The sequence below is a fragment of the Panacibacter microcysteis genome, from assembly GCF_015831355.1.
In the GTDB taxonomy this organism is placed as follows: Bacteria; Bacteroidota; Bacteroidia; order Chitinophagales; family Chitinophagaceae; genus Panacibacter; species Panacibacter microcysteis.
The window spans coordinates 1400447-1427270 of sequence record NZ_JADWYR010000001.1; the positions used below are offsets into that span (position 1 = coordinate 1400447).

General features: G+C 42.9%; 23 protein-coding genes. 9 read left to right on the forward strand and 14 right to left on the reverse strand.

Annotated features, from left to right (window positions below; all coding sequences use genetic code 11):
• Positions 1–198 precede the first annotated feature (198 nt).
• The 4 genes from I5907_RS05625 to mfd form a co-directional block, all read right to left on the reverse strand.
• Positions 199–1245, reverse strand: a complete 1047-nt coding sequence (locus tag I5907_RS05625; protein WP_196989738.1) for a nucleoid-associated protein — start codon at positions 1243–1245, stop codon at positions 199–201.
• Between the two features lie 188 nt (positions 1246–1433).
• Positions 1434–1793, reverse strand: a complete 360-nt coding sequence (locus tag I5907_RS05630; protein ID WP_196989739.1) for a DUF4870 domain-containing protein — start codon at positions 1791–1793, stop codon at positions 1434–1436.
• 116 nt (positions 1794–1909) lie between these two features.
• Positions 1910–2410: a hypothetical protein gene (locus I5907_RS05635; RefSeq protein WP_196989740.1), complete on the reverse strand. Its 501-nt coding sequence runs from the start codon at positions 2408–2410 to the stop codon at positions 1910–1912.
• Between the two features lie 84 nt (positions 2411–2494).
• Positions 2495–5905, reverse strand: coding sequence for a transcription-repair coupling factor (mfd, locus tag I5907_RS05640; protein ID WP_196989741.1), 3411 nt, complete (start codon positions 5903–5905; stop codon positions 2495–2497).
• 267 nt (positions 5906–6172) lie between these two features.
• Between mfd and I5907_RS05645 the strand changes: the two genes are divergently transcribed.
• Complete coding sequence (locus I5907_RS05645; protein ID WP_196989742.1) at positions 6173–7582, forward strand: chloride channel protein; 1410 nt, start codon at positions 6173–6175, stop codon at positions 7580–7582.
• Positions 7583–7806: 224 nt separating this feature from the next.
• Complete coding sequence (locus I5907_RS05650; RefSeq protein ID WP_196989743.1) at positions 7807–8739, forward strand: NAD-dependent epimerase/dehydratase family protein; 933 nt, start codon at positions 7807–7809, stop codon at positions 8737–8739.
• A 1-nt stretch (position 8740) separates the two neighbouring features.
• Here the strand turns inward: I5907_RS05650 and I5907_RS05655 are convergent, their stop codons facing one another.
• The gene (locus I5907_RS05655; protein ID WP_196989744.1) at positions 8741–9922 is read right to left on the reverse strand and encodes a hypothetical protein; all 1182 of its coding nucleotides are present in this window, start codon (positions 9920–9922) and stop codon (positions 8741–8743) included.
• Positions 9923–10001: 79 nt separating this feature from the next.
• On the opposite strand from I5907_RS05655, the gene I5907_RS05660 reads away from it, so the two are divergent.
• Positions 10002–10388 carry a hypothetical protein gene (locus I5907_RS05660; protein WP_196989745.1) on the forward strand — a complete coding sequence of 129 codons (387 nt, stop codon included), beginning with the start codon at positions 10002–10004 and terminating at the stop codon, positions 10386–10388.
• Positions 10389–10419: 31 nt separating this feature from the next.
• On the opposite strand, the gene I5907_RS05665 is transcribed toward I5907_RS05660, so the two are convergent.
• A complete protein-coding gene (locus I5907_RS05665) occupies positions 10420–10893 on the reverse strand; it encodes a ribonuclease H-like YkuK family protein (RefSeq protein ID WP_196989746.1) in 474 nt (157 codons plus the stop codon).
• A 491-nt stretch (positions 10894–11384) separates the two neighbouring features.
• On the opposite strand from I5907_RS05665, the gene I5907_RS05670 reads away from it, so the two are divergent.
• On the forward strand, positions 11385–12584 hold the full coding sequence (locus I5907_RS05670; RefSeq protein WP_196989747.1) for a DUF4407 domain-containing protein: 1200 nt from the start codon (positions 11385–11387) through the stop codon (positions 12582–12584).
• On the opposite strand, the gene hflX is transcribed toward I5907_RS05670, so the two are convergent.
• From hflX to I5907_RS05690, 4 genes are all read right to left on the reverse strand, one after another.
• Entirely contained in the window at positions 12581–13771 is a 1191-nt protein-coding gene (hflX, locus tag I5907_RS05675) for a GTPase HflX (RefSeq protein ID WP_196989748.1), read from the reverse strand. The genes I5907_RS05670 and hflX overlap by 4 nt on opposite strands.
• Before the next feature lie 385 nt (positions 13772–14156).
• Positions 14157–15944 carry an acyl-CoA dehydrogenase family protein gene (locus I5907_RS05680; protein WP_196989749.1) on the reverse strand — a complete coding sequence of 596 codons (1788 nt, stop codon included), beginning with the start codon at positions 15942–15944 and terminating at the stop codon, positions 14157–14159.
• A 181-nt stretch (positions 15945–16125) separates the two neighbouring features.
• Positions 16126–17901, reverse strand: coding sequence for an acyl-CoA dehydrogenase family protein (locus tag I5907_RS05685; RefSeq protein WP_196989750.1), 1776 nt, complete (start codon positions 17899–17901; stop codon positions 16126–16128).
• 198 nt (positions 17902–18099) lie between these two features.
• Positions 18100–18552 carry a MarR family winged helix-turn-helix transcriptional regulator gene (locus I5907_RS05690; RefSeq protein WP_196989751.1) on the reverse strand — a complete coding sequence of 151 codons (453 nt, stop codon included), beginning with the start codon at positions 18550–18552 and terminating at the stop codon, positions 18100–18102.
• A 99-nt stretch (positions 18553–18651) separates the two neighbouring features.
• Here I5907_RS05690 and I5907_RS05695 point away from each other — a divergent pair, with 99 nt between their 5' ends.
• Together I5907_RS05695 and I5907_RS05700 are read left to right on the forward strand one after the other, a co-directional pair.
• Positions 18652–19464, forward strand: a complete 813-nt coding sequence (locus I5907_RS05695; RefSeq protein WP_196989752.1) for an alpha/beta fold hydrolase — start codon at positions 18652–18654, stop codon at positions 19462–19464.
• Positions 19465–19485: 21 nt separating this feature from the next.
• On the forward strand, positions 19486–20631 hold the full coding sequence (locus I5907_RS05700) for a glycosyltransferase (protein ID WP_231402064.1): 1146 nt from the start codon (positions 19486–19488) through the stop codon (positions 20629–20631).
• A gap of 148 nt (positions 20632–20779) precedes the next feature.
• Here the strand turns inward: I5907_RS05700 and I5907_RS05705 are convergent, their stop codons facing one another.
• The 3 genes from I5907_RS05705 to modA form a co-directional block, all read right to left on the reverse strand.
• Positions 20780–21631, reverse strand: a complete 852-nt coding sequence (locus I5907_RS05705; RefSeq protein WP_196989754.1) for an ABC transporter ATP-binding protein — start codon at positions 21629–21631, stop codon at positions 20780–20782.
• The gene (gene modB, locus I5907_RS05710; RefSeq protein WP_196989755.1) at positions 21624–22301 is read right to left on the reverse strand and encodes a molybdate ABC transporter permease subunit; all 678 of its coding nucleotides are present in this window, start codon (positions 22299–22301) and stop codon (positions 21624–21626) included. The genes I5907_RS05705 and modB overlap by 8 nt, the downstream gene beginning before the upstream one ends.
• A gap of 62 nt (positions 22302–22363) precedes the next feature.
• Positions 22364–23131 (reverse strand): molybdate ABC transporter substrate-binding protein, encoded by a 768-nt coding sequence (gene modA / locus I5907_RS05715; protein WP_196989756.1) that lies wholly within the window; start codon positions 23129–23131, stop codon positions 22364–22366.
• A 187-nt stretch (positions 23132–23318) separates the two neighbouring features.
• Here modA and I5907_RS05720 point away from each other — a divergent pair, with 187 nt between their 5' ends.
• The 3 genes from I5907_RS05720 (at position 23319) to I5907_RS05730 (ending at position 25897) form a co-directional block, all read left to right on the forward strand.
• Positions 23319–24821: a cryptochrome/photolyase family protein gene (locus tag I5907_RS05720; protein WP_196989757.1), complete on the forward strand. Its 1503-nt coding sequence runs from the start codon at positions 23319–23321 to the stop codon at positions 24819–24821.
• The gene (locus I5907_RS05725) at positions 24818–25318 is read left to right on the forward strand and encodes a flavin reductase (RefSeq protein WP_196989758.1); all 501 of its coding nucleotides are present in this window, start codon (positions 24818–24820) and stop codon (positions 25316–25318) included. The genes I5907_RS05720 and I5907_RS05725 overlap by 4 nt, the downstream gene beginning before the upstream one ends.
• A gap of 225 nt (positions 25319–25543) precedes the next feature.
• Positions 25544–25897 (forward strand): darcynin family protein, encoded by a 354-nt coding sequence (locus I5907_RS05730; protein WP_196989759.1) that lies wholly within the window; start codon positions 25544–25546, stop codon positions 25895–25897.
• 65 nt (positions 25898–25962) lie between these two features.
• Here the strand turns inward: I5907_RS05730 and rfbA are convergent, their stop codons facing one another.
• Positions 25963–26823: a glucose-1-phosphate thymidylyltransferase RfbA gene (rfbA, locus tag I5907_RS05735; RefSeq protein WP_196989760.1), complete on the reverse strand. Its 861-nt coding sequence runs from the start codon at positions 26821–26823 to the stop codon at positions 25963–25965.
• Position 26824 lies beyond the last annotated feature (1 nt).

Here is a 26824-nt window from a genome sequence, read left to right on the forward strand (position 1 = left end):
GTACCAAATGTAGTTTTTAGTTGCACTGAATGCTTTATATATTGTTGTTTCAGCGGTAGCATTTACTGGCGTGAAAACTGAATTTAATTATTGTACCAAATGTAGTTTTTCATGGCATCGCCTGTTGTGTCACTCACTTGTACTGTAACGCAGCTGGCAGCAACGATACTGCATATGCCAGGCCGGTAAATAAAAAGGTTAGCTCTCCTCTTCAAAAAACAACTTATAGAATTTTTTGCCGCTGGCTTCATCATAACCTTTTTCAATAAGGTCTCTTCTGCCATGAATGTAGATGTGAAAATTTTTATCCAGCTTTAGTACGGTTTTAAAAACCTTTGCCTGTTTTTTTACTGCTGCCAGGTCAATGTCAAATTCATTGTCAAGATCAAACTGTTTGGCTACTTCATAATTTTTTTTAAACTGCACAAAAGAGTCTACTACTTCGGGGTGGTGCATTACTTCCTGTGTAAATTCATCCAGGCTAAACTGCTCTTTGGTTTTAAAATAATCTGCAGAGCGGTTTAGCAGGTCTATCTGGTCTGTCTTTGTTACCTCAAATTTATCTGCGTAATCGTTGGTTATAAACAGCCGGCACATATCCATGTATTTGTGGGTATTATGGTAGCTGTCTGCATATGGCGTAACCTGTAAAAAATCATTTACCCAATATTGTGCATCCTGGTTTTTATTGGTTGCGTCTACCACGCATACAACATAACCTTCTTCCTGGCCGGCGTTGAATATAAGGCAGCCTTTATCCAGCTTATTGATGTTGATACCTTCTTCGCCCACTACTTCCCAGCTTTCGCCATGTTCAAAAACTTTTAGAAAGGTTTCTTTTGTTTCACTTTTAAACAGCCCTACGGCGTTGATAAAATCGTTGCCGAAAGGAACGTCTGCAAAGTGCGCAACATATAGTTCACCTTCTTTTACTTTTACGTGTGTGCTTTTATTGTATAAAAAATTTGCGACCAGTGCAGACTGCTGTGTAAAGCTTTTACTGTTGTCGAAAATTGCCTTTACATAATTGTAAACTTCATTTAAACCAACATCACTTAAATGGGTAAAATGGTAATGTTCGTTTTCGTTGAACGGGCTAAGGAAATATTTTGTAAGCATGCTTTTAACCAGCTCATCATTTAGTGTAAGCGGGTTTACAGAAAGCTTTAATTGTTCTCCACGTGTAGGGTTGCCTACTTTATGCACGATTACCTGCTGCAACTGTACATGCTCTATATTGGTCATGCTGCAAATATATAGTGGGCACCAAAAGCAGGCCTGTAAGAAATATGGAATTTGTTCACAATGCTGGTGCAGCAACTATTATATTGAAGTTACCCGCTCTAATCTTCGCATTGCTGAATAAAGATATACAGCACAAGAGTGCGACGCAACAGGTGTTGCCACCGGTGCTGCAGGTGACTACCCAAAAATTATTTTATAAATCTTATGGTAAACGGATACCGGTAAAGCTTTCCTTCACTGGCACGAATGGTTGCTACAATAACAAGTATAAAAATAAGCAGCCCGACTGCCCATAACAGTAACAACCCTACAATAGAAATGACACAAAGTATAATTGCTATAAATGCCGTAATCTGGAAGTTGAGCGATTCTTTTGCATGTGCAGCTACAAACGGCGACTCATCTTTCTTCACGAGGTAAATGATCAGTGGTGCAATGAAAGAAGAAACAATGGTAATGATATGCGAAACCAGGGCCAATGTTTTCTCATCGCTTGTTGGTGTGTACGGCGGAATGGAGTCTGATCCTAGAAAAGAACTTTCTGACATAATTAGGGATTTGACAGTAAGGTAAAAAATCCCGTAAAGCTTTCAAAACTTAAGTTTTTACATGCAAACAAAAAGGCATCTTAAAGATGCCTTTTTATACTGCCTGATGTTTGATCTTAGAATTTGTAAAACGCCCTGACACCCAGGTATGGCAATGATCCACCTGAAACGGACACGCCTGTATAACTTACCTGTGCCTCGAAAGAACCAAAGTCGTAACCTACATGTGGGCTATACAGGAAGCCACCGGATGATGAACCGCTTACTGCATACATACCATAACCAATACCTGCACCGGCAACAAAACCACCGGCATTTATTCTGGCGCCAGCCATAACCGGCAGGTGCAGAATGTTTGCAGCGTCGCCGTAGTAATATGCTTCATCACCTTTAAAAACGTGTACGCCGGTTTGTACAAAGCCCTCTATAAAATCTGTGAATTTATAAGAGGCACGCACATTTACACCAACACCATACACAGCAGAAGCTTTAAGATCGCTCATTGGTAATGAAACTTCGCCGCCAACTGCAAAATGGAAAGGTTTTTCGTCATCATACTGGGCAAATACGGCGAATGAGAGGGTTACCAGCATTGCTGATAATAACAGTTTTTTCATGAGAGTTTAGTTTTAAATATTAGTTGAAGCTGCGAAGATATTGCCGCGTATAATTGTATAAAAGTTTAGTGCCTTAAATGCCAATTAAACTACTTGTCTTTTTGTTGCAGGAAAAACACCTTTGTGCATAAGCAGTAAAAACCGGTGCATAGCTTCCATGCCTTTTACATCATCTACAACAAGTAAAAAGTTTTTGGCAACCTGCTTCAGCCTTGCTTTATTGGTGCCTGTTTGCAGGTACGATAATATGTTTTTGAATATATCTGACTCAAAGTAAGGAGAATCGTTTTTGTTGATGAAATAGCAGCGCATGGTTTCATCTTTCAGGCTCATTTTTTCAAAGCCAAGGTCTACTGCCAGCCACCTGCAGCGAACGGTGGTAAAGAGGTCTTCCACGGCCTTGGGTACAGGCCCGAAACGATCTGTCATTTCTGTATGGAATGCCTGCAGCTCTTCTTCGTTTTCGCAGTTATCGAGCCGCGTGTATAGGGAAAGTCTTTCGGTTATACTTTCCACGTAGTCGTCTGGTATAAGAATTTCGAGATCGGTATCGATGGTGCAATCACTTACAAAATCGTCCTGGCGGCTTATCTCGTCTTTAAACAATTCTTTGAACGAGGTGCGCTTGAGTTCGCGGATGGCTTCATCCAGGATTTTCTGGTACATCTCAAAACCTATCTCGGCCATAAAGCCACTTTGTTCGCCACCCAGCATATTGCCTGCACCACGTATATCGAGGTCCCGCATAGCAATCTGGAAACCGCTGCCAAGATCGCTGAACTGCTCGAGTGTTTGTAAACGTTTTCTTGAATCTGTGGGTAGTGTACTCATTGGTGGAGCCAGCAGGTAGCAAAACGCCTTTCGGTTACTGCGGCCTACACGGCCACGAAGCTGGTGCAGATCACTTAGCCCAAACTGGTGCGCATTATTGACAATAATGGTATTTACATTTGGTATATCTACGCCGCTTTCCACAATGTTGGTACAAACCAGCACATCATATTTTTTGTCTATAAAGTCTAAAATTCTTTCTTCAAGTTCGTGGCCCTCCAATTGTCCGTGTGCGTAACCAATGCTCAGATCGGGACAGAGGCTTTGTATAAGCCCGCTCATCTCGCCAAGACCCTGTACACGGTTGTGTATAAAAAATACCTGGCCTCCGCGTTCTGTTTCAAAGTAAATGGAATCGCGGATAAAATCCTGGTTAAACACCTGCACTTCTGTCTGTATTGGCTGGCGGTTAGGCGGCGGTGTGTTGATGATACTGAGATCCCTGGCGCCCATCAGGCTAAACTGTAATGTGCGTGGTATGGGCGTTGCGGTTAATGTCAAACAGTCAACATTCGTTTTAAGTGTCTTCAGTTTTTCTTTGTGTGCCACGCCAAACTTTTGCTCCTCGTCAATGATCATTACACCAAGGTCTTTAAACTTTACCTCTTTACCGAGCAGCCCGTGTGTGCCCACAATAATGTCAATCTTTCCTTCTTCCAGCTTTTTGAGTGTTTCCTTCTTTTCTTTCGAAGATTTAAACCGGTTTATGTAATCTACGGTTACCGGAAAATCTTTCAGCCTGTCGCTAAATGTTTTAAAATGCTGGAATGCCAAAATGGTAGTAGGCACCAACACTGCAGCCTGTTTGCCATCTATACATGTTTTAAAGGCGGCACGTACAGCCACTTCAGTTTTGCCAAAGCCAACATCGCCACACACAAGCCGGTCCATGGGCGATGGGCTCTCCATATCTTTTTTTACATCTGCCGTAGCCTTGCTTTGGTCAGGGGTGTCTTCATAAATAAACGAGGCTTCCAGCTCCGTTTGCATGTACGTATCGGGTGTATGCGCAAAGCCTTGCTGTGCCTTTCTTTGTGCATATAATTTTATAAGATCGAAAGCAATTTCTTTAACCTTCGCTTTGGTCTTTTCTTTCAGGCGGTTCCATACATCGCTGCCCAGCTTATTTACTTTAGGTATGGTTCCTTCTTTACCCGTATATTTCGAAATCTTGTGCAGCGAGTTGATGTTGACATACAGTATATCACTGTCTTTGTAAATGATGCGCACCGCCTCCTGCGTTTTACCGTTTACTTCTATCTTTTGCAGGCCACTGTATGTGCCTACACCATGGTCTATATGTGTTACAAAATCCCCGGGCTGCAGATCGCGCAATGTTTTTAGCGTAAGTGCCTTGTTCTTATTGTATGCCTGTTTTACACGGTATTTGTGGTAGCGCTGGAAGATCTGGTGGTCTGTATAACAAACAACTTTCAGGTCATCATCTATAAAACCTTCGTGTATAGATGTGGCAACAGGTATAAACTGGATCTCTGTATTCAGGTCATTAAAAATACTGTTGAGTCTTTCGAGCTGCTTTACCTGTTCGGCAAAAATGAAAATGCTGTATTTGGCAGCTTCATGTGCTTTCAGGTCTTTAATCAGCAGATCGAACTGCCTGTTAAAAGCGGGTTGCGGTTTGGTGGCAAATTCTATTTCATAATCTGCCAGTTGCGGTTTAAAACCAAACTCAACAATGTGTCGGGCGGCCAGTTGTTGTTCTATAATGTCATGCTTCACAAAGTCATTCCATCTTACTTCCTTTACTACACGTGTGTCGTCATCCTCTTCTGTTTGTTGCATGGCATAACCATCTTCCAGCATAGAAAGAAAACCTTCAAGATCCTCTTCCTGTATACCTATCTTTTCTTTTATTACATCCCAGTCTTTAAGCCAGATGATGGTGTTGTCAGGCAGAAACTCCAGCAATGAAACTTTTTCACCGCTGTCAAACTGTGTTTCTATATTCGGTATAATGCTTACCTGCAGCAGCTTTCGCTCACTCAACTGCGTTTCAGGATCAAAAATCCTGATGCTGTCAACATCATTGCCAAACAGCTCAACACGGTATGGCTTTTCGTTACCAAAAGAATAAATATCGAGTATGCCACCACGCAGTGCAAACTGGCCGGGCTCATATACAAAATCTGTTCTTACAAACCCGTACATCACAAACAGCTCCAGCAGGCTGTCGAGATTAATGGTATCGTTTGTTTTTATGCTGATGATGTTGCTGCTAAGCGTGTTGGGCAATACTACTTTTTCAAACAGTGCTTCAGGATGCGTAACAATAATCTTCTTGTTACCGCCTGCCGCAAGCCGTGTCAGTGCTTCTGTACGAAGCATTACATGCGAGGAGTTGAGTAATTTAAAATTCTTCCTGTTTTTGAATGACGAAGGAAAATAAAACAGGTCGAGAGCACTTGTCAGGTTCTCCAGCGTGTTATGAAAATAAGCAGCTTCCTCAGCATCATTCAACACAACCAGGTGGTTTAGCCCCTGTGTTTGCTGGTGCATAAACACACTGCTTACTACAAATTCGGCACTGCTGCCCTGTAAATTTTTTAAGAAGATTTTTTGCGCATCGGCAAAAAGAAGCCTGTCCGTCAACTGAAAAAGACGGGGAGATTGTTGATAGCTGTCAAGCAACACACTTAAATTCATAATCTGCGGCTGCAAAGATAGCTGCTTTTATTTTTTGTAGCAGGCTGCAGTACTACTATTAACCTTCCGTTGTGTCACTCACTTGTACTATAGCGCTTTATTCAGCAACGATACTGCATGTGCAGCATTCTTTTAATCAGGGTTTTCTTCCCGCCCCTGTTGCGCTTTTATAACCGAAGATTATACAGGCCATTTATTTTTTGCATTTTATCTTTGAAACTTCTGCGTCAGGCTAACCGTTCACTAATTCTCTACAAACTTCTTTACATGAGCATCTTCACCGGCATACGCAAAAAAATAAAAAATGCATTTGACAACATTCACAACGAGCGGGTAAAACAAAACCTGCTGCAGGCTATCCCGTTCTGGCTTGGCTCCTGTATTACCGGGCTGGTGGCTGTATTGTATGCACGGCTTTTTGCTTATGCAGAAGAAGGCAGCGCATATATTTTTAAACATGCAGCCTGGTCTTTTTTCATGATTACGCCGGTATGTTTTGTAATTGGCTGGTGGCTCGTTAAAAAATATGCACCTTATTCCCGTGGCAGCGGCATTCCGCAGGTGATCGCTGCCATTGAACTGGCCAATCCCAGGGACAATCATAAGGTAGACAAATTGCTTAGTATCAGGATTATTGTGGTGAAGATATTTTCGTCGTTGCTGGTAGTGTTTGGTGGCGGTGTTATTGGCCGCGAGGGGCCCACCATTCAAATTGCCGGTTCTGTTTTCAGAAAAATCAACCAGTGGCTACCGGCGTGGTGGCCAAAGATATCCCGCCAGAATATGATTATGACCGGCGCAGCAGCCGGTCTTGCTGCCGCATTCAATACACCACTGGGCGGTGTGGTATTTGCAGTAGAAGAACTAACCAAAACACATATCAGCTATTTTAAAACCGCGTTATTTACCGCTGTCATTATTGCCGGCTTAACTGCCCAGGCATTGCTGGGCCCTTACCTGTACCTCGGCTACCCTAATGTAAGCGACCTCTCAACCTGGATCTTTTTACCGGTAATTGTTGTGGCAGTAATTGCAGGCCTTTCCGGCAGCCTGATGTCTAAACTGATACTTGTTGTTTTCAGGTGGAAGCGCTCTTTTAAAAACAATTACCAGTACATCCTGTATGCCGTTGTATGTGCACTTATTATTGCGGCCTTTGGTTACTTCCTTGGCAGCACCGCCACGGGATCGGGCAAAGAGATAATGACCACCAAATTGTTTACGGCAGAAAAAGGTGCCACCTGGTACGAACCTTTGCTTAGAACCGCAGGCCCTGTTATAACTTTTACCACAGGCGTTGCAGGCGGTGTTTTTGCACCGGCGCTTGCAAGCGGCGCCTCTATCGGCTCTGCCATATCAGGCTGGTTTCATGTATTACCGGCAGAAGCCAACCTGATGATGCTTTGCGGAATGGTGGCTTTTTTAACAGGGGTTACAAGAACACCTTTCACATCTGCCATACTGGTACTTGAAATGACCGACCGCCACAGTGTTATCTTTTACCTGATGCTGGCCGGAATGGTAGCAGGCCTTGTATCTATGATCGTAGATAAACATTCTTTTTATGACCACCTGAAACACCAGTATATACAGGAGTTACGCGGGGAAGAAAATACTGCACCAGCCAGGGCGGCTGATGCCGCAAATGACAACAACACGATTACAAAAAATACGTAATAACCGGTTGTTTACAGTAAAACCATCACCTGTATCAACCGCGAATGCTGCGTTTAGAAACATGAAGTATGGCACAACACCCGGTAACTGGTCATATAAGTAATACTTTTGTTGCGCTACCATTTAGCACCTGCCGACATACCAACCTGCAGCACAAGTGAGTGACACAACAGGTGTTCAATAGTAGCAATGCTGCCTGCACCAAAAAATAATAACCAAAGACTATGACAATGCATACCATTCTTGGTGCCGGCGGTGCCGTAAGCAACCAACTGGCTCCTGTACTCATCAGCAATAACGAAAACGTCAGACTTGTTTCGCGCAAAGCCAAACCTGTAAATGGCGCTGCTGCTTTTGCGGCAGACCTTACAAACAAAATACAAACGGCGGAAGCTGTTAAAGGCTCATCGGTTGTTTACCTGCTGGCAGGCCTGCAATATGATATACGTGTGTGGAGCGAACAGTGGCCGAAGATTATGCAGCACGTTGTAGAAGCGTGTAAGCAATACAACGCAAAGCTGGTCTTCTTTGACAACGTGTATATGTACGGAAGGGTAGACGGGACAATGACCGAGACAACACCATTTAACCCCTGTAGCCGGAAGGGAGAAGTGCGTGCCCGTATTGCAACCTTTTTGCTGGATGAAATGAAGGCAGGTAACATACAGGCTACCATAGCAAGGGCAGCTGACTTTTACGGTCCAATTGGTTTTGCAACAAGCGTGGCCAACTTGCTGGTCTTTCAAAACATGCAGAAGAAGAAACGTGCACAGTGGCTGATGAATGCAAAAGTACCGCACTCTTTTACATACGTACCAGATGCAGCAAAAGCGCTGTACATACTGGCAAAAGACGATCATGCGTTTGGACAAACCTGGCATCTGCCTACTGCACCAGGCCCGCTTACCGGCGAAGCTTTTATTGCAGCCGCAGCGGAAGCGATGAATGCTTCTGCTAAATACACCGTTATTTCAAAATGGATGATGCAACTGATCGGGCTGTTTAACAGGCCACTGAAGGAATCTGTGGAAATGCTCTACCAGAATGAATGGCCATACATCTTTGATTCAGCAAAATTCGATAACGCTTATGGGTTTACGCCCACGCCATACAAAGAAGGTATTAAAGCTACAGCAGCATGGGCACTGCAATCTTAATTTATTGCGCTGCATAATCCATTACCGGGTGGCGTTCAAAAAAATGTTTACCGGTATCGAAAATATACCGGTAAGTAACCATGCGCCTGCTTTGATTGCCGCCCAGCGTTTTGTAGATGTTGAGCATTTTCGGGTTCCAGTCTGCGGCCCAGCCCATTTCGTACATATCGTAAAACCGCTTGCCCTGTATAAAGAGCGCTCCGGCATAGATCATGTAAGAATCAATGCCCAGTGCCTGGAATTTCGGTACAATACCAAAAGCGATACCGGTAAACTTTTTACAGGCGCCCCGTTTCTTCAGCCATAAAAGCTGCAGTTTTTGCAGCAGGCCAAACTTACCATTGAAGTGTTTATAAAATTCATTCAGGTCGGGTATGTTGATCCACATTGCTATGGGCTCGTTTTTATAGTATGCAAACCACACAATTCTTTCATCGAGAATAGGTTTCATTTTATAGAAGAGCTTTTTAACCTGTTCCACACTCATTTCTTTTGCTTCGCCATGCTGTGCCCATGCCGCATTGTACACGGTGGCAAACTCGGCCGCGTGTTTATCGAGGTTTTTAATATCAATATGCCTGGCAGAGTAGCCGGGTTTGGCAGAGAACTTTGCGTAACGCTCCGGGAAGCGTGGCGGCAAAGGCGCATCTATGCTCATGGCATAATAGTACTGGTTGTAGTAATTTTTAAAACCATAGCCTTCCATCAGTTGTTCGTAGTATGGCGGGTTATAAGACATACCATACATAGGCGGCTGATCAAAACCTTCTACCATAAGGCCCCACCATTTGTCACGGTCGCCAAAATTTACAGGGCCATCCATGGCTTCCATACCTTTGCTTTGTAACCATGCTTTGGCTGCATCAAATAATGTGTTGGCCGCACGATGGTCGTTGATGCAATCAAAAAAACCTACGCAGCCCGTAGCAAAGTCGGTACCCTTGTTTACATATTTTGTATGTGTAAAGGCTGCAATGCGGCCGATAAGTTTACCATGATCGTCTTTTAAAATCCAGCGTTTGGTTTCGCCGTATTTATACTGTTTGTTCTTTTCTTTATTGAAAGTGTCATGCACTTCATTGTCTATGGGCCGTATATAATTAGGGTTGTTTTTGTTCATGAGCACATTCACCTTTATAAAATCTGCTGCGGTGGCCGCGCTGTTCACTTCTGTCAGTTGCATACAAATCCTTTTTAGAAAATATGAGGGGCACAAGATATTTATTTTGCCGAATTTGCAGTCATTCTTTACCGCCGGTCTTATGCGCTTATTACTAATCTTTTTTATTTTATTTCCGGCCTGGCATGCCGCTGCGCAGCAGGTGAACTACGACAGTATGCATGAAGTATTACGGCAGGACAGTATTGAATACCAGCAACAGCTAAAAGACGCTAACCGTATAAGAAGGGAAACAGACAGCATACTTAAAAATGATATTGGCAATACACACCGCATAGGACCAGCACCTGACAGCGCAGAAGTTATTAAAGGTCTACGGGAGCTGGCACTAAGAGAGCTGCAGCAACAACAGGCCGGGGCTGAGAAAAGATTTTATCTTATTGCCGGATCTTTTGCTGTACTGCTGGTACTGTTACTAATTGTATTTAAGCGGCGACAGCTGGGTACACAGCACAACAAAAAACCATAGCGGCTGCTATGGTTTTTGCAATATCTTTTTTTCAGTTGCAAACTTTATCTGCACAACAGCTGCTGGCAAATGCTTCTGGCTTGGCTTTAAAGGCAAAACCCATACCCAGTATGTAACCCATTGCTTCCCGCAAGGCATCATTGCTTTTAAACTGCGGGTTTGTGTTTATGTCAGCATGTACTTCCATATCCACGTCGTAACGGATAAACAGGTTACATAGTTCGTAGGCAATTTCAATACTCTTTGCAACTTCTACGAGCATCCTTTCTTTGATGTTGTACTTGTGCCGGGTTTTTTCGTTGTGAATGTACATGAAGCCGCCATTGTGCTCACGCAAAAAAACGATAACGGTTGCAAATTCTGTTTCTGCGCCTTTAACCTGGCTGTCTGTGCCAATACAAACTTTAAGATGGTTACCTTTTTCCGATTCTTTTTTGATAGCCTCTTCTACGGCGTCTTTGATAGGCAGGTTAATTGATTCGCCATTAAATTTTCTCCAACGCATATAAGTGAAGTTTATTCAAGTTACGTATCTATTGTTTCAATAAAACAAGATCATCGTTATCTTCTTATTAACAGACGTGGATAAAGCCGGTGCTACAACTGTAATTTACGGATTTATGTTAGAATGGTTTTATGTACCCGGCTAATGTTTAACAATGAGGCTGTTGTTGCGTCGCACACTTTAACTGCAGGAAGTTTGATGAGCAAACGCGAAGGTTAATGCCACGACCTTACTTAATAACGCACTGCGCAAACAGGAACGCTGCAGCAGCCATGCAAACGGAACGTACAAGGGAGTGACACAACCGGCGATGCCATGAAAAAATACTGCCGGCCAACACATATTTTTCTACCGCTTTTCATGTGCCGGAAAAATGTTGGCGTTAAAATAAACAAAAATACCCGCCGCTATAAAATTGCTGATACTTTTACAGCGTTATCTGTAATGTTGTTCCTGCCTTAACCACTAATATTTACTTTTAAAATATTGCTATGCAGCAAAGCGTACAGTCGCTCTCGCAAAGAGCGGAATATGAGCCTTCGTCGTTCACAAAATTGCTATGGTGGTTAAGTACAGCCGAAAAAGAAATACTGGTTGACTGCGCGGTAGACCGAAACCGTTATGCCATAACAGGCATGGCTGTGCTTGGTACCTGGCTGTTTGCCACACTTGCATGGACGTATTTTTTCTCTACCATTGTTACTGGTTTCTGGCTTGCACTGGCACTGGGCGTTTTTATGGGTGGCATTATACTGGGTATAGACCGCGCACTTATAAAAGGCATTACTGCTGCCAACAAAAACAAAACAATTCCCTTTCTCTTTCGCGGTGCGCTTGCAATAACCATTGGTACTTTTATGGCCCAGCCTGCATTGTTATACCTCTTCGATAAAGAAATACATATGCAGATTTCTCTGGATAATGAGCAGAAGAAAAGAACAAAACTGCAACAACTCGATAGTTTATATGCTGCGCAAAAAACCGGGCTGCTGACTGAGCAAAAAGCCATCGGGCTGCAACTGGATAATAAATATGCGGAAGTAAGCAAATCGAGAGATGCATTTATTGCAGAAACAGATGGAACGGGCGGCACAGGCAAAGTTGGTTTGAGAGACATTGCCAGAGCAAAGCAAAATGAGTACACCAGGCTGGATGAAGCGTACAACCAGTTGAATACTGCAATGCAACCGCGTATGCATGCAATAGACAGCTCGCTTGCTGCCATTGAAACAGGCAAACAGGCAGAACAAAAAAAGTTTGAAGCATTGCTGAATGATGGTTTCCTGGTGCGCATTGAAGCGCTGCAGCACCTGATAGAAAACAACAGTGCTATGGCTTTCCGCTACTACCTGCTGGTAATACTGCTGGTGCTTATTGAGCTGATGCCTGTAATAGCCAAAACCATTTTACCATCTGGCGCATATGATGAAAAAGTAAGGCTGCGGGAAGAAATGGAAAAAGAAATTGCCTACCGCAATACCAAAAAGGAAACAGATTTAAAGGAACTATACAACCAGCTTGCTTTTGAGCAGGACAGCGAATTTATAAAACAATTCCTCGAACAGGCAAAACACGAACGAAAAGAAAAAATGCTGGAGAAGCTCAGCCAGTGGAAGAACCGCGAAGACAAGTCTTTCGATTCGCTCTGGCTAAGCCTTAAAAAAGATTTTCTTACCAAGCAGGAAAACTAATAAAAGAATGCTGTTTTGTACGGGTAGCGGATTTTATACAGGTCTCGCACTTTGGAGAGAATGGTACTGCGCAGTTCATCGAGGTTAAGTCTTTCCGTGGCTGAGATAAAAATGCAGTTGCCATTGGTTTCATTTTCCCAGCGTTCCCGCAGTTCGCGCAGTATCTCGTGGCGCACTTCATCTTCTATCCATTCATCTATATTTTTTTCCTCGTAGAGGTCCATTTTATTAAATACAATAACAATTGGTTTATCAAATGCTTTTAGTTCCTGCAACGTTTTATTTACCACACCAATCTGTTCCTCGTATTGCGGGTGCGAAACATCTACCACATGCAGTAACAGGTCGGCTTCCCTTACTTCATCGAGCGTACTTTTAAAACTTTCTACCAGGTGGTGCGGCAGTTTGCGGATAAAACCAACGGTATCACTCAGCAGGAACGGCGTGTTTTCAAATACTACTTTACGTGTAGTGGTATCGAGTGTAGCAAACAGTTTATTTTCTGAAAACACGTCACTCTTACTTAGCAGGTTCATTAAGGTGCTTTTGCCTACGTTGGTGTAGCCCACCAGTGCCACACGGATAAACTCGCCGCGGTCTTTGCGCTGTGTAAAAGATTGCTTGTCTATTTCTGAAAGCCGCTTTCTAAGCAACGATATCTTATCTTTTACAATACGGCGGTCTGTTTCAATTTCTGTTTCTCCGGGGCCGCGTGTACCAATACCACCACCTTGCCTTTCCAGGTGTTTCCACATGCCTTTCAACCGCGGAAGCAGGTATTGATATTGTGCAAGCTCTACCTGTACCTTGGCCTGTGCGGTTCTTGCGCGGCGGGCAAAAATGTCGAGAATAAGATCGCTGCGGTCGATTGTAACAACGCCCAGTTCCTTTTCAATATTCTGTATCTGCGAGCCCGTAAGTTCATCATCAAAGATCACCAGCGTAATATCTTTGCTTTGTACGTATTGTTTAATTTCTTCCAGCTTTCCCTTGCCTACAAACGTTTTACTCTCTGCGTGTTTCATTTTTTGCATAAAGCGTTTTACCGCTGTTGCGCCTGCAGTCTCCGCTAAAAAAGCCAGTTCATCCAGATATTCTTCTACCTGCTGGTATGTTTGTTCACCCTGCACAAGCCCCACCAGCACTGCCTTATCTTCGGCATCTATTTTCTGTTTTTTTTCTATCAAACCTTTCTTTTTTTGGTAAAGGTAACTCATTAGAAAAAACGTGCCTGAAATTTGAAGCGGAGGAATTCTTTGTGTTACCGGCTGCAGTGCAGGTGGCATCGCCTGTTGTGTCACTCACTTCAACTGTAAAAACTGTGGTGAGCAAACGCGGAGATGATGCAGGAGTATTATTGCAACAAGGTATTTTCTAAACATGATCATTCCCCATTTAAAATGTAAGCGCCTGCAGCAAGGTTATAAGCATGCAGCCACCTGCACATTGCTGCAAAGCGTGTTGCCGTACAAGTGAGTGACACAACCAAAGCCCAATAGTAGCAGTACAGCCGGTAACATAAAAAAACCTGCAGGTATATACCTGCAGGTTTGCAATTTTATGTAGGAATGCCTAGAAACAGTATTTGCCTTCTTCCATCATTTTTTCTGCAATGCGGCGGCGTGCTGCTTTGCTGTTGCAAGGCTCTACTTTTGTATAGCGTTTCAAACCAATGTGCATCATGCGGAGTTCATCGCCATCGGCAAAAGCGTTCAGTGCATCTTTACCAAATTTGTTGATCTCGTCTGCAGCATCGTAGATGTAAGTATTTACAATGTCTTTTTGCAATGCAACAGCCGCATCTCCATACAGGTCGGCAAGTTTCATTACGCGCAGTAAGGCGCTTTCTGCAGTAAAAGTTTTTATAGCCATATCTGCTATGTTCATCAACACTTCCTGTTCTTTATCGAGGTTCATCATCAGTTTCTGAACGGCGGCGCCGGCTACCAGGAGAATGGCTTTTTTAAAGCTGGCTATGTATTTTCTTTCTTTTGCAAACGGCTCGTCATCTATGTCGAAAGAAGGAATGCTCATCAGTTCTTTCGAGATAGCCATTGCAGGGCCCATCAGGTCCAGTTTGCCTTTCATTGCCCGCTTCAGCATCATGTCTACCGTTAACAGCCGGTTGATCTCGTTTGTACCTTCGTAAATACGGTTGATGCGACTGTCCCTGTATGCCTTGCTTATTTCATACTCGTCACTAAAACCGTTTCCACCATGTATCTGTACGCCTTCATCCACACAATAATCAAGCAGCTCGCTACCAAAAACTTTCAGCATGGCGCATTCAATAGCGTATTCTTCTGCGGCGCCCAAAAATGCCAGGTTAAATGGTTTGCCATCGCTGAGCAGCTCTTTTTCTTTATCGTCGATCATCTGGCTTATACGGTAGGTAGAACTTTCTGCTACCCATGTGCGTATGGCCATTTCTGACAGCTTATGTTTGATGGCACCAAAATTTGCAATAGGCTGTTTGAATTGCTCCCTGTTAATAGCGTATTGAAGAGAAAGTTGCGTTACGGCTTTGCCGGCACCCACCGTGGCGGCGCATAATTTATACCGGCCAATGTTTAAGATATTAAACGCAATGATGTGGCCGCGGCCAATTTCGCCGAGCACATTTTCTACAGGTACTTTACAATCCTGGAAATACAATTGCACTGTTGAGGAACCTTTGATGCCCATTTTTTGCTCTTCTGCACCAATAGTAAAACCTTCAAATCCTTTTTCAACAATGAATGCGGTAAACTTGTCTCCATCTATTTTAGCAAATACGGTAAAAATATCAGCAAAGCCACCATTTGTTATCCAGCACTTCTGACCGTTTAAAATGTAATGCTTACCATCTTGGCTTAAAACGGCCGTTGTTTTTGCGCCCAGGGCATCGCTGCCGCTGCCGGGTTCTGTAAGCCCGTAAGCTCCGATGTATTCCCCCGATGTAAGTTTGGGAACGTACTTTTCCCGTTGCGCCTCGGTACCAAAATACAGAATAGGCATTGTACCAATGCCTGTATGCGCCAGGTAAGAAACGGAGAAAGAGTAACCCCTTCCGAGGCCTTCCATTAAAATGCTGGCTGTAACAAAGTCTTTTCCCATGCCGCCATAGGCTTCCGGGATATGCGCTGCGAGTAAGCCCTGTTCTCCTGCTTTTTTCAGGAGCTGCGCACTAAGGGCAGGCTCTTTATCGATTTTTGTATGTAACGGCAGAATTTCTGTTTCCATAAACTGGTAACACATTTCTTCCACCATTTTCTGTTCTTCTGTAAACTGTTCAGGAACGAAAACATCTACCGGTGAACTTTCTTTAATAAGCCATTCACCACCATTTAGCGTTGACACTTGCGTAGGGATATTATTCATAGAATCGCGGTTTTGGAAATCCAAAGACAGGAATAAAAGCAGCGAAGTTTAAAACCGTTTATTAAATAACTGTTGCTATTTGATAAACGGCTTTATAAAGGGATAGATGCTTTAAGTATTCTGTTGCTATGGATTACTGTACTGCGCATTATTCAATTGTCATGCCACACTGCCACGCACGTTAAAAGCAGTATTTTCTTTCTGCAATTAGTTTATCGGCAATACGCCTTCTTGCGGCTTTAGTATTAAACGGTTCCACTTTTGTAAATCTTTTCAGACCGATATGCATCATACGCAGTTCATCACCTTCTGCAAATGCATTTAACGCGTCTTTTCCATTCTTGCTGATACGGTCTGCAGCATCATACATATAAACGTTCATTATATCTGTTTGCAATGCTGCATTGTCTCCTTTATCAGCCATCTTCATCACACGCAGCAATGCGCTTTCTGCATTGTAAGCGTCTATTGCCATATCAGCAATATTCATTAAAACCTCCTGTTCTTTATCCAGGTTCATCATGAGCTTTTGAACCGCCGCTCCTGCAACGAGTAAAATGGCTTTTTTAAAGTTTGTGACATATTTTTTTTCTTTTGCAAAGGCACCTTCTTCTTCCTCAAAAGAAGGAATGCTCATCAGCTCTTTGGCCACATTCATAGCAGGACCCATGAGGTCGAGCTTACCTTTTAATGCCCGTTTTAATACCATGTCCACAGTAAGGAGGCGGTTGATCTCGTTTGTGCCTTCGTAAATGCGGTTTATGCGGCTATCCCTGTAAGCGCGGCTTATTTCGTATTCGTCGCTGAACCCGTTTCCGCCGTGTATCTGTACACCTTCGTCTACACAGTAATCCAACACTTCACTGCCATATACTTTGATCATGGCACATTCTATGGCATATTCTTCCGCAGCGCCGAGGTAGGCTTTTTCAAAAGATAAACCTGTGGCTGCCAGTTCTTCTTCGCGGTCAACAATGTTTTTGCCTGTTCTGTACAATGCACTGTCGCCGATCCAGCATAGAATGGCCATCTCTGCAAGTTTATATTTAATGGCGCCAAAATTTGATATAGACGTTTTAAACTGTTCCCTTTCTATCGCATACTTTAGTGATACGTTCAAGGCTTCTTTTGCGCCGCCCAGTGTGGCCGCACCAAGTTTGTAGCGGCCGGTATTGAGAATATTGAAAGCGATTACGTGCCCGCGGCCAATTTCACCCAGTACATTTTCTACCGGAACTTTACAATCCTGGAAGTACAATTGTACGGTAGATGATCCTTTGATACCCATTTTGTGTTCTTCCGGACCTTGTGTAAAACCTTCGAAGCCCCTTTCTACAATGAATGCTGTAAACTTATCTCCATCAATCTTTGCAAAGACTGTGTAAACATCAGCAAAACCTCCGTTGGTGATCCAGCATTTTTGACCGTTTAGTATATAATGCTTGCCATCTTCGCTTAATCTTGCTGTTGTTTTTGCACCTAATGCATCGCTGCCGCTGTTTGGCTCTGTTAGCCCGTACGCCCCTTTCCATTCTGCACTGGTAAGTTTGGGCATGTACTGTTCTTTTTGTGCATCTGTACCAAAATAAAGAATGGGCATAGACCCGATGCCGGTATGGGCTGTAAATGCCACGCAGAAAGAATACCCGCGTCCAAAGCTGGAGTTGATTATTGTAGAGGTTATCAGGTCTTTTCCCAAACCGCCGTATTGCTCAGGTACGCCTGCGCCTATCAAGCCAAGCTCACCGGATTTCTCGAGCAGGCCGGGCATAAGACCTGGTTCCATTTTTTCCAGGCGGTTTATAATGGGGTACACCTCTGTTTCTATAAACTGGTGAGACATGTCTTCGATCATCTTCTGCTCTTCAGAAAAATCTTCTATGGTAAACACATCTGCAGGATCTGTGTCTTTGATAAGCCATTCGGCGCCGTTTAAAGCTTTTGTTGTGGTTTGCATATACTTTTTGATTTGGAGGGAAGAAAATGCGATTTATAATTAAGGCTTTGTTATGGTTAACTTCTTCGATTGATGAACAGTACTGCCCGATAACGCTTACGTGGTAATGCCCGGAGCTGCCGAATAATGAGCTGTTGTACAAGTGTGCGACGCAACCAAAGCCTGATGCATATTCCAATGCCGGGCCCAAAATTTCTTTTATTCTTTCTTATGTTTCAGGTTATCGTACACGCGGTACAGTACTTTTTTTGCTGTTTCTATTTCAGTCTTCGAAAGGCCACTGAGCGCTTCGTCCATTGTTTGATTAGCCAGGTCGATGGTAAGTGTTTGCAGATCCCTGGCCGCAGGTGTAAGACAGATCAGGTTTTTCCTGCGGTCTTCTTTTGATGCCATGCGTTTTACCAGCTTTTGTTTTTCCAGATTATCGATAAGCCTGGTCATGCTGGGCTTATCGCGGTAGGTGCGTTTGCAAAGATCCTGCTGGCTGATGCAATCTTCCTGCCACAGGTGGTACAATATGCTCCATTGCTCTATAGTGATGTCGAGCACAGCTTCGCGAAAATGCTTTTGCAAACGACGCGCTATGGCACTGCTGGCAATACCATTAATAACACTATATAATTCCTCGCTTTTAAAATGGTTGTTTGGCATACAGTTCGTTATGCAACTAATTCAAATTTCTACTATCTTTACCAGACCACCAAAGAATAAAGTATTTAATTTTCTTAAAAATTCTTAATACCGTTTTCATTGCTTACGCGGTTTATCAGTTATAAAAATTCCGAGATCTGCTTTCACATCTACGGCACGGGAAGCCGTGTGGCCGTTTGCTTTCATGGGTTTGGGGAAGATGCCGCAACGTTTGAACCGCTTCAACATTTTATTGGAGATACTTACACTTTTTTGTGTATCAACCTGCCATACCATGCATGCACAGTATGGAACGGGGGTTTAACTTTTACACCGCAGGATTTGTTTGCCATTATTGACCTGGCACTTGCTGAAGGGGGCATTACCACTACCGCAGGCATCACATTATGTGGGTACAGCATGGGTGGCAGAATTGCACTGGGCCTGTTGCAAAGCAACCCGGAAAAGATAAACCAGGCTGTATTGATTGCACCTGATGGCCTGCATACTAATTTCTGGTATTTTATGGCAACACAAACCGCACCTGGCAACTGGTTGTTTAAAGTAACCATGCAAAACCCTGCATGGTTTTTTGCCCTGGTAAATATTGGGAAAGCCATGGGCCTGCTTAATAAGAGCATTGTGAAATTTGTGCACTATTATCTCGATGATAAGGCAGTAAGGGCATTGTTATATAAGCGGTGGACAACTTTACGAAAGTTTAACCCCTCAAAAAAAAGGTTCCGGGAAGCCGTTTCAGCGCATACCATCCATGTACATTTCATTTTCGGGGCGCACGACAGGATCATACTCAGCAAACGTGCACACCCGTTTGCAACAGGTTTACCAATGGTAAAGCAAACCATCTTACCAACCGGCCACTCATTGCTAAAGGAGCAACATATTAAGAATATAGCAGCGGCATTCTGCTGATAATTTATTTCTTTGCATCCTATGTGGACCATTGTTACATATGTGGCGATTATACTGGTGGTTTTATACTGCCTGCTTATATTACTTTACACCGTTTTATTTACGACCTTAAAATTATTTGTACCACAGCAGCATGCTTCGCCTTTAAATAGTTTCTCCATCATAATTCCTGCAAGAAACGAAGCGGCAAATATTGCCGCCTGCGTGCAATCTGTACTTGCAAATAACTACCCTGGCGATATGTTTGAAGTAATTGTTATTGATGACTTTTCTACAGACAGCACGGCAGCAATCGTACAACGACTACAACAGCAAAACAGCAATGTAAGGTTATTGCAACTGAAAGATTTTATTGACAGTAAGCAAAACTCATACAAAAAGAAGGCAATAGAACTTGCCGTAAATCATGCCACACATCAATGGATCATTACCACAGATGCTGATTGCTTTGTTCCGGAAACATGGCTACAGACTTTTGATGCATACATCAGCACTACAGGAAATGTTTTTGTTGCGGCCCCTGTCAGGTTTACCAATAACAATCGTTTAATTTCCGTTTTTCAATGTCTCGATTTTATAAGTCTGCAGGGCATTACCGCAGCAGCCGTTAATGCCGGTATGCTAAGCATGTGCAACGGCGCAAACCTGGCCTACAAAAAAGATGCTTTTTTTGCTGTAGACGGTTTCAGAGGCGTTGACAATATTGCCAGCGGAGACGATATGCTTTTAATGCACAAAATCCGCCAGCATTTTCCGGGCAGGCAGGGTTATCTTTTCAGCCGGCAGGTAATTGTTTCAACACCGCCAATGCCTGATGTAAAAAGCTTCATTAACCAGCGTATACGCTGGGCAAGTAAAGCCACCAGCTATAGCGACAAACGAATTTTTGCAGTCTTGTTACTGGTTTACTTTGTTAACCTCGTATTGCTGCTCTTACCGCTATGCGCTATTTTTTACACGCCTTTTTTTTATTTATGGCTTATACTGCTTGGTGCAAAAACACTTGCAGAAATGATCTTTATGTTACCTGCTGCAAAATTTTTTCGCCAGGCAAAACTGCTGGCCTGGTTCCCTTTTATGCAACCCTTGCATATTCTCTACACCGTTATTTCGGGCTGGCTTGGCAGATTTGGAAAGTACGAATGGAAAGGCAGAAGTGTAAAGTAAATAATGATGCCGGCATCATCTTTCATGGCATCACCTGTTGTGTCACTCACTTGTGCGTTCGTTTTTTATGGCAACTGCAGCGATCTGCTTTACAAGCCGGCTATAAATTATTTAGGTTACATCAGTGTTTCAAAGCTGCATCGGTTATTTACTTTTCAGGAGAAATATGCAGGCTTTCAAAATCGAGATAAACAGTACTTCCCTTTTCTGGTAAGGCACCCTGTGCTAACGTTACCGGTATTGTGATAATATCTTTACCAATAAGTATCTGCAGTGTTTCGGGCGTTGTATGGATAACTGTTGCAGCAATTTTATTACCGGTATTTGTTGCAGAAAAAACATCGGCTGTTTTCCCATGCCGTGCTATTTTGCCTTCTTTTATAAAAAGAATTTCATCGGCCATCCGGGCTATTTCTCCAATATCATGACTTACAAGAATGGTTGTAAGATTGAATTGCTTATGCAGGCTGTAAATGAGGGATTGCAGTCTTTCGCGTAAATCTGTATCGAGTGCAGACAACGGTTCGTCTAAGAGCAGCAGTTGCGGTTTACGCACCAAAGCCCTTGCCAGGGCAACCCGTTGTTTTTGCCCGCCTGAAAGTGTTTGTATTTTACGGTGGGCAAACTGCTCCAGCTCTACCAATGCCAGCAACTCATCGGCAATTGCAGGTTGAGTTTGTTTATCTAACGCATAATAAAGGTTTTCCTTTACAGTCATGTTCGGAAATAAAGCATAATCCTGGAACACAAAACCAATACTTCGTTTCTGTGGCGGCATGCTGCTGCCGGTTGCATGTTGAAACCAGTAGTCATTCCCCACTTTTATGTACCCTGCATCCGGCGTTAAAAAACCTGCAAGCATTCTCAGCAGCGATGTTTTACCAGAGCCAGACGGCCCATACACACCAATAAAAGCGCCTTCACGCAGTTTGTAGTGTACGTCAAGATGCATATTGCCATTGGCGGCATGTAATTTTTTCTGCAAAGAAAATTCAATCATAAAATTTTATCTTGTCGAATCGCCTGTTTATAAGATACAATGCAAGCAAAATGATAAAGGCAGCAACAAACAATATAAGTGCATAGGCATTTGCAGCCGCGTAGTTCATGGTTTCAACTTCATCATATATAGCAATTGAGGCCACTTTTGTTTGCCCGGGAATATTACCACCAATCATCAACACCACACCAAACTCTCCAATTGTATGCGCAAAGGTTAACACGATGCCAGAAAGCAGCGCAGGTTTAATATTTGGTAGTAATACGTGCCATAGTGTTTGCCATTTGGACTTACCAAGGGAGTAAGAGGCTTCCCTCAAACTTTGAGATAATGCCGTAAACCCTGCATGTACGGGATGAATCATAAAAGGCAAACTGTAAATAACGGATGCAATCACCAACCCGGGAAAGGAAAAGGCCAGACGAACATCAAAATATTGTTCAAGCATTTTTCCAAAAGCATTGGAGGGACTAAAAGCAAGCAATAAGTAAAACCCAATAACAGACGGTGGTAAAACAAGTGGCAGACTAACCACCGCCTCGATGATGGTCTTGAAATTATCTTTTTTGTACGCCAGCCACCATGCCAGTGGTATAGCACACAGTAGCAGGATGATTGTCGTTACAAATGCAAGTTTTACAGTTAACCAAAACGGCTCAAATTCTACCATAGATTACAGGTTATACCGGTTCCCGTCAGACAGCAGTCGAGGTTTAAACAGCGCAGTTTTCACTACTTTACCAGGTACCCAAATGACTGCAATATGTCTTTTGCTGTTTTTGAATAAAGATACTCGTAAAATTTTTGCACTGCCGGTTTATTCGTTTGTTCACCATGCTTTAGCATAACTGCCGCCTGTTCAATGGGGGCATAGGCTTTAAGATCCACATCGGCCCAACTGCCTCTGTTTTTCATTTCCGGTGAGAGGACCACAGATTTAGCGGTAAACCCAATATCAGCAGACTGAGATGTAATAAACTGGTTGGTTTGCGTAATGCTTTCACCAAAAACCAGTTTATCTTTCACGGCGTCATACAAGCGGTAATATTTCAATACCTGCTCTGCAGCAACACCGTATGGGGCCGTCTTAGGGTTGGCAACAGCTATTTTTTTTATGCCCTGGCCAAGTAATATTTTCATGTCTCCTGCAGGTTTCAAACCTTGTTTTGCAGACCACAATACCAATAATCCTTTCGCATAGACTTTAGGAGGGGCAGTGGAAAAGCCTTTACGGTAGAGTGCAAGCGGGTAGCTCGTGTCAGCGGAAATAAAAATATCATATGGTGCGCCCTCCTGTATCTGCTGCGTAAGCTTGCCTGAAGAACTGAGAATTATTTCCAGTTTGATGTTTGTCTGTGCTTCAAACTTTGCCTTTAGTGTATTCATAGGGTATTGCATGTTTGCTGCAACGGCAATTGTAACCTTTTGCTGTGCACATAAAATTCCCGTAGTGAGCACCATGCATATGGTTGCAATAACACTTCTGCTTATTTTTTTCATTGATTGCTAATTTAGACAGTGTTTTCGATAAGGCACTTGATCGTCAAACATAAACGTTTCCAAGGTAGTTACCGGGTAACAATTCTATCATTAAACACTCAACCGGTTACACAGAAACATCCATGTTTTCTTTTTGCCATGGAAGCAGGAAAAACTTTTATGCACAAGATTTGTTGTAAGAAAACGCATGGATGTTACAATTATCTTTCCTCACCAGCTTTTTAAGCAACACCCGGCAATCGCAACTGACCGCGCAGTGTACCTTGTTGAAGAATGGCTGTTCTTTAAGCAGTTTAATTTTCATAAACAGAAGCTTGTATTGCACCGTGCGAGCATGAAACAATATGAGGCATTGCTGCAACAAACCGGCAAAACAGTAACATACGTAAATGCCACAGAAGATATCTGCGATACAAGGAAACTGGTAAAACACCTGCATACAAAAAAGACAACCGCAATTCATGTAGCAGAATTAACAGATGACTGGCTGAAACGCCGGCTGGTTACCGCCTGCAAAAAGTATAAGATCCGATGTATTATTTACCGTACACCAGGTTTCTTAAATACATTGGAGGAAGCAGACGACTACTTCAAAGAAAAGTCTACGTATTTCCAGACAGATTTTTATATAGCAGAGCGGAAAAAACGAAAACTTTTATTGGATGAACACGATAAACCGCTGGGCGGTAAATGGACATATGATGCCGAAAACCGTTTGAAATTTCCTAAAGGAGAGACCGTACCCAAATTAGCGCTGCCTGAAGCAGGGGAATATACTAAAGAAGCGAGAAGATATATTGAGCAGCATTTTGCAGATAATTATGGAAACGCTCTATCACCTTTTCCTTCAAAAAAAGATACCGCCTATCCCGTAACACACGAGGATGCAGAAAAATGGTTGAGGGATTTCCTGCAAAACAGGTTTGAGAAATTTGGCATTTACGAAGATGCAATGGTTGCTGCCGAGCATGTGCTTTACCACAGTGTGCTTACGCCGGCATTGAATATAGGCTTGCTTACACCTGCACAGGTTGTAACTGAAACAATCAATATAGCAAAACACAATAAGGTGCCACTTAATTCCGTGGAAGGTTTTATAAGGCAGGTTACCGGCTGGCGGGAATTTATTCGTATTGTTTACGAACGTGAAGGCAGAAAACAACGCACCAAAAATTACTGGCAATTTAACAGGAAAATTCCTAAAACCTTCTGGACCGGCAATACCGGTATTGTACCGGTTGATATTGTTATACAAAAAGTGCTGCAGAGCGGGTATAGCCATCATATAGAAAGACTGATGATAATAGGCAACTTTATGTTGTTGTGTGAGTTTAACCCTGATGAAGTTTACAAATGGTTTATGGAAATGTATGTAGATGCCTACGATTGGGTAATGGTTCCTAACGTTTACGGGATGACACAGTTTGCAGACGGCGGGCTGATGACAACAAAGCCGTATATAAGCGGTAGCAATTACCTGCTAAAAATGGGTAACTGGCAAAAAGGTGACTGGCAAAAAATATGGGATGCTTTATTCTGGCGGTTTATGCATGTGCACAGGGATTTTTTTGCCCGTAATGCAAGGCTGGGGATGCTTTTAAAAACTTTTGATAAAATGCCCGCCGCAAAACGTAACAGCTACATTGACACTGCAGAAGATTTTTTACACCAACTTGATACCACTGCATGAACCAGCACAAAAAACCATGGAACAGGGTTAACCTTCCTGTGTATTCTATCAGCAGTACGGATGGAAACGGAAACCATAATATGCATATCATAACCTATGCAACTGCTATAAGTATGCAGCCAAAACAGTTTGTTTGTGGCATTTACAATGGAACCAAAACACTTTCATTGGTGCACCGGCACAAATATTTTGTTTTGCAGTTGCTGGCTGAAACACAGTACAAACTGGTAAATGTTTTAGGTAAAAAATCCGGCAACAACTATAATAAGATCGCTTACCTGGAGAAGAGAGATTTACTTACATGGTGGAACGGATTTTATATACTTAAAGATGCGCTGGCAGTAATGCATCTTGCAGCGCACCCGGTTGACATAACCGCTACAGCCCAGCCAGACCACCAACTATTTATTTGCGATATGCTTGCCTACAAAAACCTACATGCCGGTAATGCTTTAACTCTCGATGTTTTGCGCCATCATAAAATTGTAAGGATGTAAGTAATGCTTTGCAGCACATAATTTGAATGAAGTTGGCAAAAGCGCATCGTTGCCGAATAAAGAACAAGGCGTACAAGTGAGTGACACAACGAAGCTGAGCATTGTTATATAGTCTGCCAACAAAAACATAAAAAACTTAAACACCTGTGCCGGCCGGATATTTTATACGCTTTCTACGAACAAAAGAAACCATTGCCTGTTATAGATTATCAATAAAACAAAGTTATGAAGTACCAGGTTCTGCTTTTATTAAGGGCTACACCAAAATGGATGGGACTTTCAAAAGCATACAGAGATAAGGTTTTTACAGACGTAGTTTACCCGCTGCTACTCAATTACACGCAGGTGCTGCAGATAAAAGTTTTTAGTACAGAAGCGTTTCATGCATCAGTGTCTGATGTGATTAATATTGAGACAGAAAATATAGAAGAGTATTATCGGTTTTTGCAACAGTTGAAAAGTTCAAAGATCTTTAGTGAAGAATACTTTGAACTACATGATGTGATAGTTGGCATGGAAAACGGTTTTAGAAAGTTTAATGAAGATGCTAAAACAGATAAGAAGTTTGTGATGAATTGATATGTGCGTAACATGAAAAAGCCCCGCAAATGCGGGGCTTTTTTTGTAGATCGCCTTTTATTTGTTTATCGCTTTACACGGCGGAGGTATTCTCCATAACCGCTTTTTTCGTACAATTTTGCAAGACCAAGCAACTGTGTATGGTCTATAAAACCCATGCGATAGGCCACTTCTTCTATGCAGCCGATTTTCTGGCTTTGTCTTTTCTCTATTACCCGCACAAACTCACTTGCATCAGCCAGTGAATCGAATGTACCGGTATCCAGCCAGGCAACGCCGCGGTTCATTACACCTACATGCAACCTTTTGCGCTCCAGGTAAACCCTGTTTACATCTGTTATCTCATACTCGCCACGTGGCGAAGGCTGAATGTTTTTAGCAATTTCCACCACATCGTTGTCGTAAAAATAAAGACCAGGCACTGCGTAGTTTGATTTCGGCTGCTTCGGCTTTTCTTCTATTGACAGGGCTTTGAAATCTTTGTCGAATTCAACTACACCATATCTCTCCGGGTCATTTACTTCGTAAGCAAAAATAGCGGCGCCATCTACGTTGTTGAAAGACTGCACCAGCTTGCTAAAGCCTGAACCGTAAAAAATATTATCGCCAAGAATCAGGGCAACTTTGTCTTTGCCAATAAATTCCTCGCCAATAACAAAGGCCTGTGCAAGGCCATTGGGCACTGCCTGTACGGCATACGTAAAATTGCAGCCAACTGCACTGCCATCACCAAGCAGCTTTTGAAACTGTGCAGAATCTTCAGGCGTGGTAATGATGAGGATATCTTTAATACCAGCCAGCATCAGAACCGATAAAGGATAATAGATCATCGGCTTATCGTAAATAGGCATAATCTGCTTGCTAATACCTTTTGTAATGGGGTAAAGACGCGTACCGGAGCCGCCGGCAAGAATAATTCCTTTCATA

Coding starts and splice junctions, on each gene's coding strand:
- I5907_RS05625 (WP_196989738.1), bottom strand. CDS start 1,245: ATGACCAATATAGAGCATGTACAGTTGCAGCAGGTAATCGTGCATAAA.
- I5907_RS05630 (WP_196989739.1), bottom strand. CDS start 1,793: ATGTCAGAAAGTTCTTTTCTAGGATCAGACTCCATTCCGCCGTACACA.
- I5907_RS05635 (WP_196989740.1), bottom strand. CDS start 2,410: ATGAAAAAACTGTTATTATCAGCAATGCTGGTAACCCTCTCATTCGCC.
- mfd (WP_196989741.1), bottom strand. CDS start 5,905: ATGAATTTAAGTGTGTTGCTTGACAGCTATCAACAATCTCCCCGTCTT.
- I5907_RS05645 (WP_196989742.1), top strand. CDS start 6,173: ATGAGCATCTTCACCGGCATACGCAAAAAAATAAAAAATGCATTTGAC.
- I5907_RS05650 (WP_196989743.1), top strand. CDS start 7,807: ATGACAATGCATACCATTCTTGGTGCCGGCGGTGCCGTAAGCAACCAA.
- I5907_RS05655 (WP_196989744.1), bottom strand. CDS start 9,922: ATGCAACTGACAGAAGTGAACAGCGCGGCCACCGCAGCAGATTTTATA.
- I5907_RS05660 (WP_196989745.1), top strand. CDS start 10,002: ATGCGCTTATTACTAATCTTTTTTATTTTATTTCCGGCCTGGCATGCC.
- I5907_RS05665 (WP_196989746.1), bottom strand. CDS start 10,893: ATGCGTTGGAGAAAATTTAATGGCGAATCAATTAACCTGCCTATCAAA.
- I5907_RS05670 (WP_196989747.1), top strand. CDS start 11,385: ATGCAGCAAAGCGTACAGTCGCTCTCGCAAAGAGCGGAATATGAGCCT.
- I5907_RS05680 (WP_196989749.1), bottom strand. CDS start 15,944: ATGAATAATATCCCTACGCAAGTGTCAACGCTAAATGGTGGTGAATGG.
- I5907_RS05685 (WP_196989750.1), bottom strand. CDS start 17,901: ATGCAAACCACAACAAAAGCTTTAAACGGCGCCGAATGGCTTATCAAA.
- I5907_RS05690 (WP_196989751.1), bottom strand. CDS start 18,552: ATGCCAAACAACCATTTTAAAAGCGAGGAATTATATAGTGTTATTAAT.
- I5907_RS05700 (WP_231402064.1), top strand. CDS start 19,486: ATGTGGACCATTGTTACATATGTGGCGATTATACTGGTGGTTTTATAC.
- I5907_RS05705 (WP_196989754.1), bottom strand. CDS start 21,631: ATGATTGAATTTTCTTTGCAGAAAAAATTACATGCCGCCAATGGCAAT.
- modB (WP_196989755.1), bottom strand. CDS start 22,301: ATGGTAGAATTTGAGCCGTTTTGGTTAACTGTAAAACTTGCATTTGTA.
- modA (WP_196989756.1), bottom strand. CDS start 23,131: ATGAAAAAAATAAGCAGAAGTGTTATTGCAACCATATGCATGGTGCTC.
- I5907_RS05720 (WP_196989757.1), top strand. CDS start 23,319: ATGGATGTTACAATTATCTTTCCTCACCAGCTTTTTAAGCAACACCCG.
- I5907_RS05725 (WP_196989758.1), top strand. CDS start 24,818: ATGAACCAGCACAAAAAACCATGGAACAGGGTTAACCTTCCTGTGTAT.
- I5907_RS05730 (WP_196989759.1), top strand. CDS start 25,544: ATGAAGTACCAGGTTCTGCTTTTATTAAGGGCTACACCAAAATGGATG.
- rfbA (WP_196989760.1), bottom strand. CDS start 26,823: ATGAAAGGAATTATTCTTGCCGGCGGCTCCGGTACGCGTCTTTACCCC.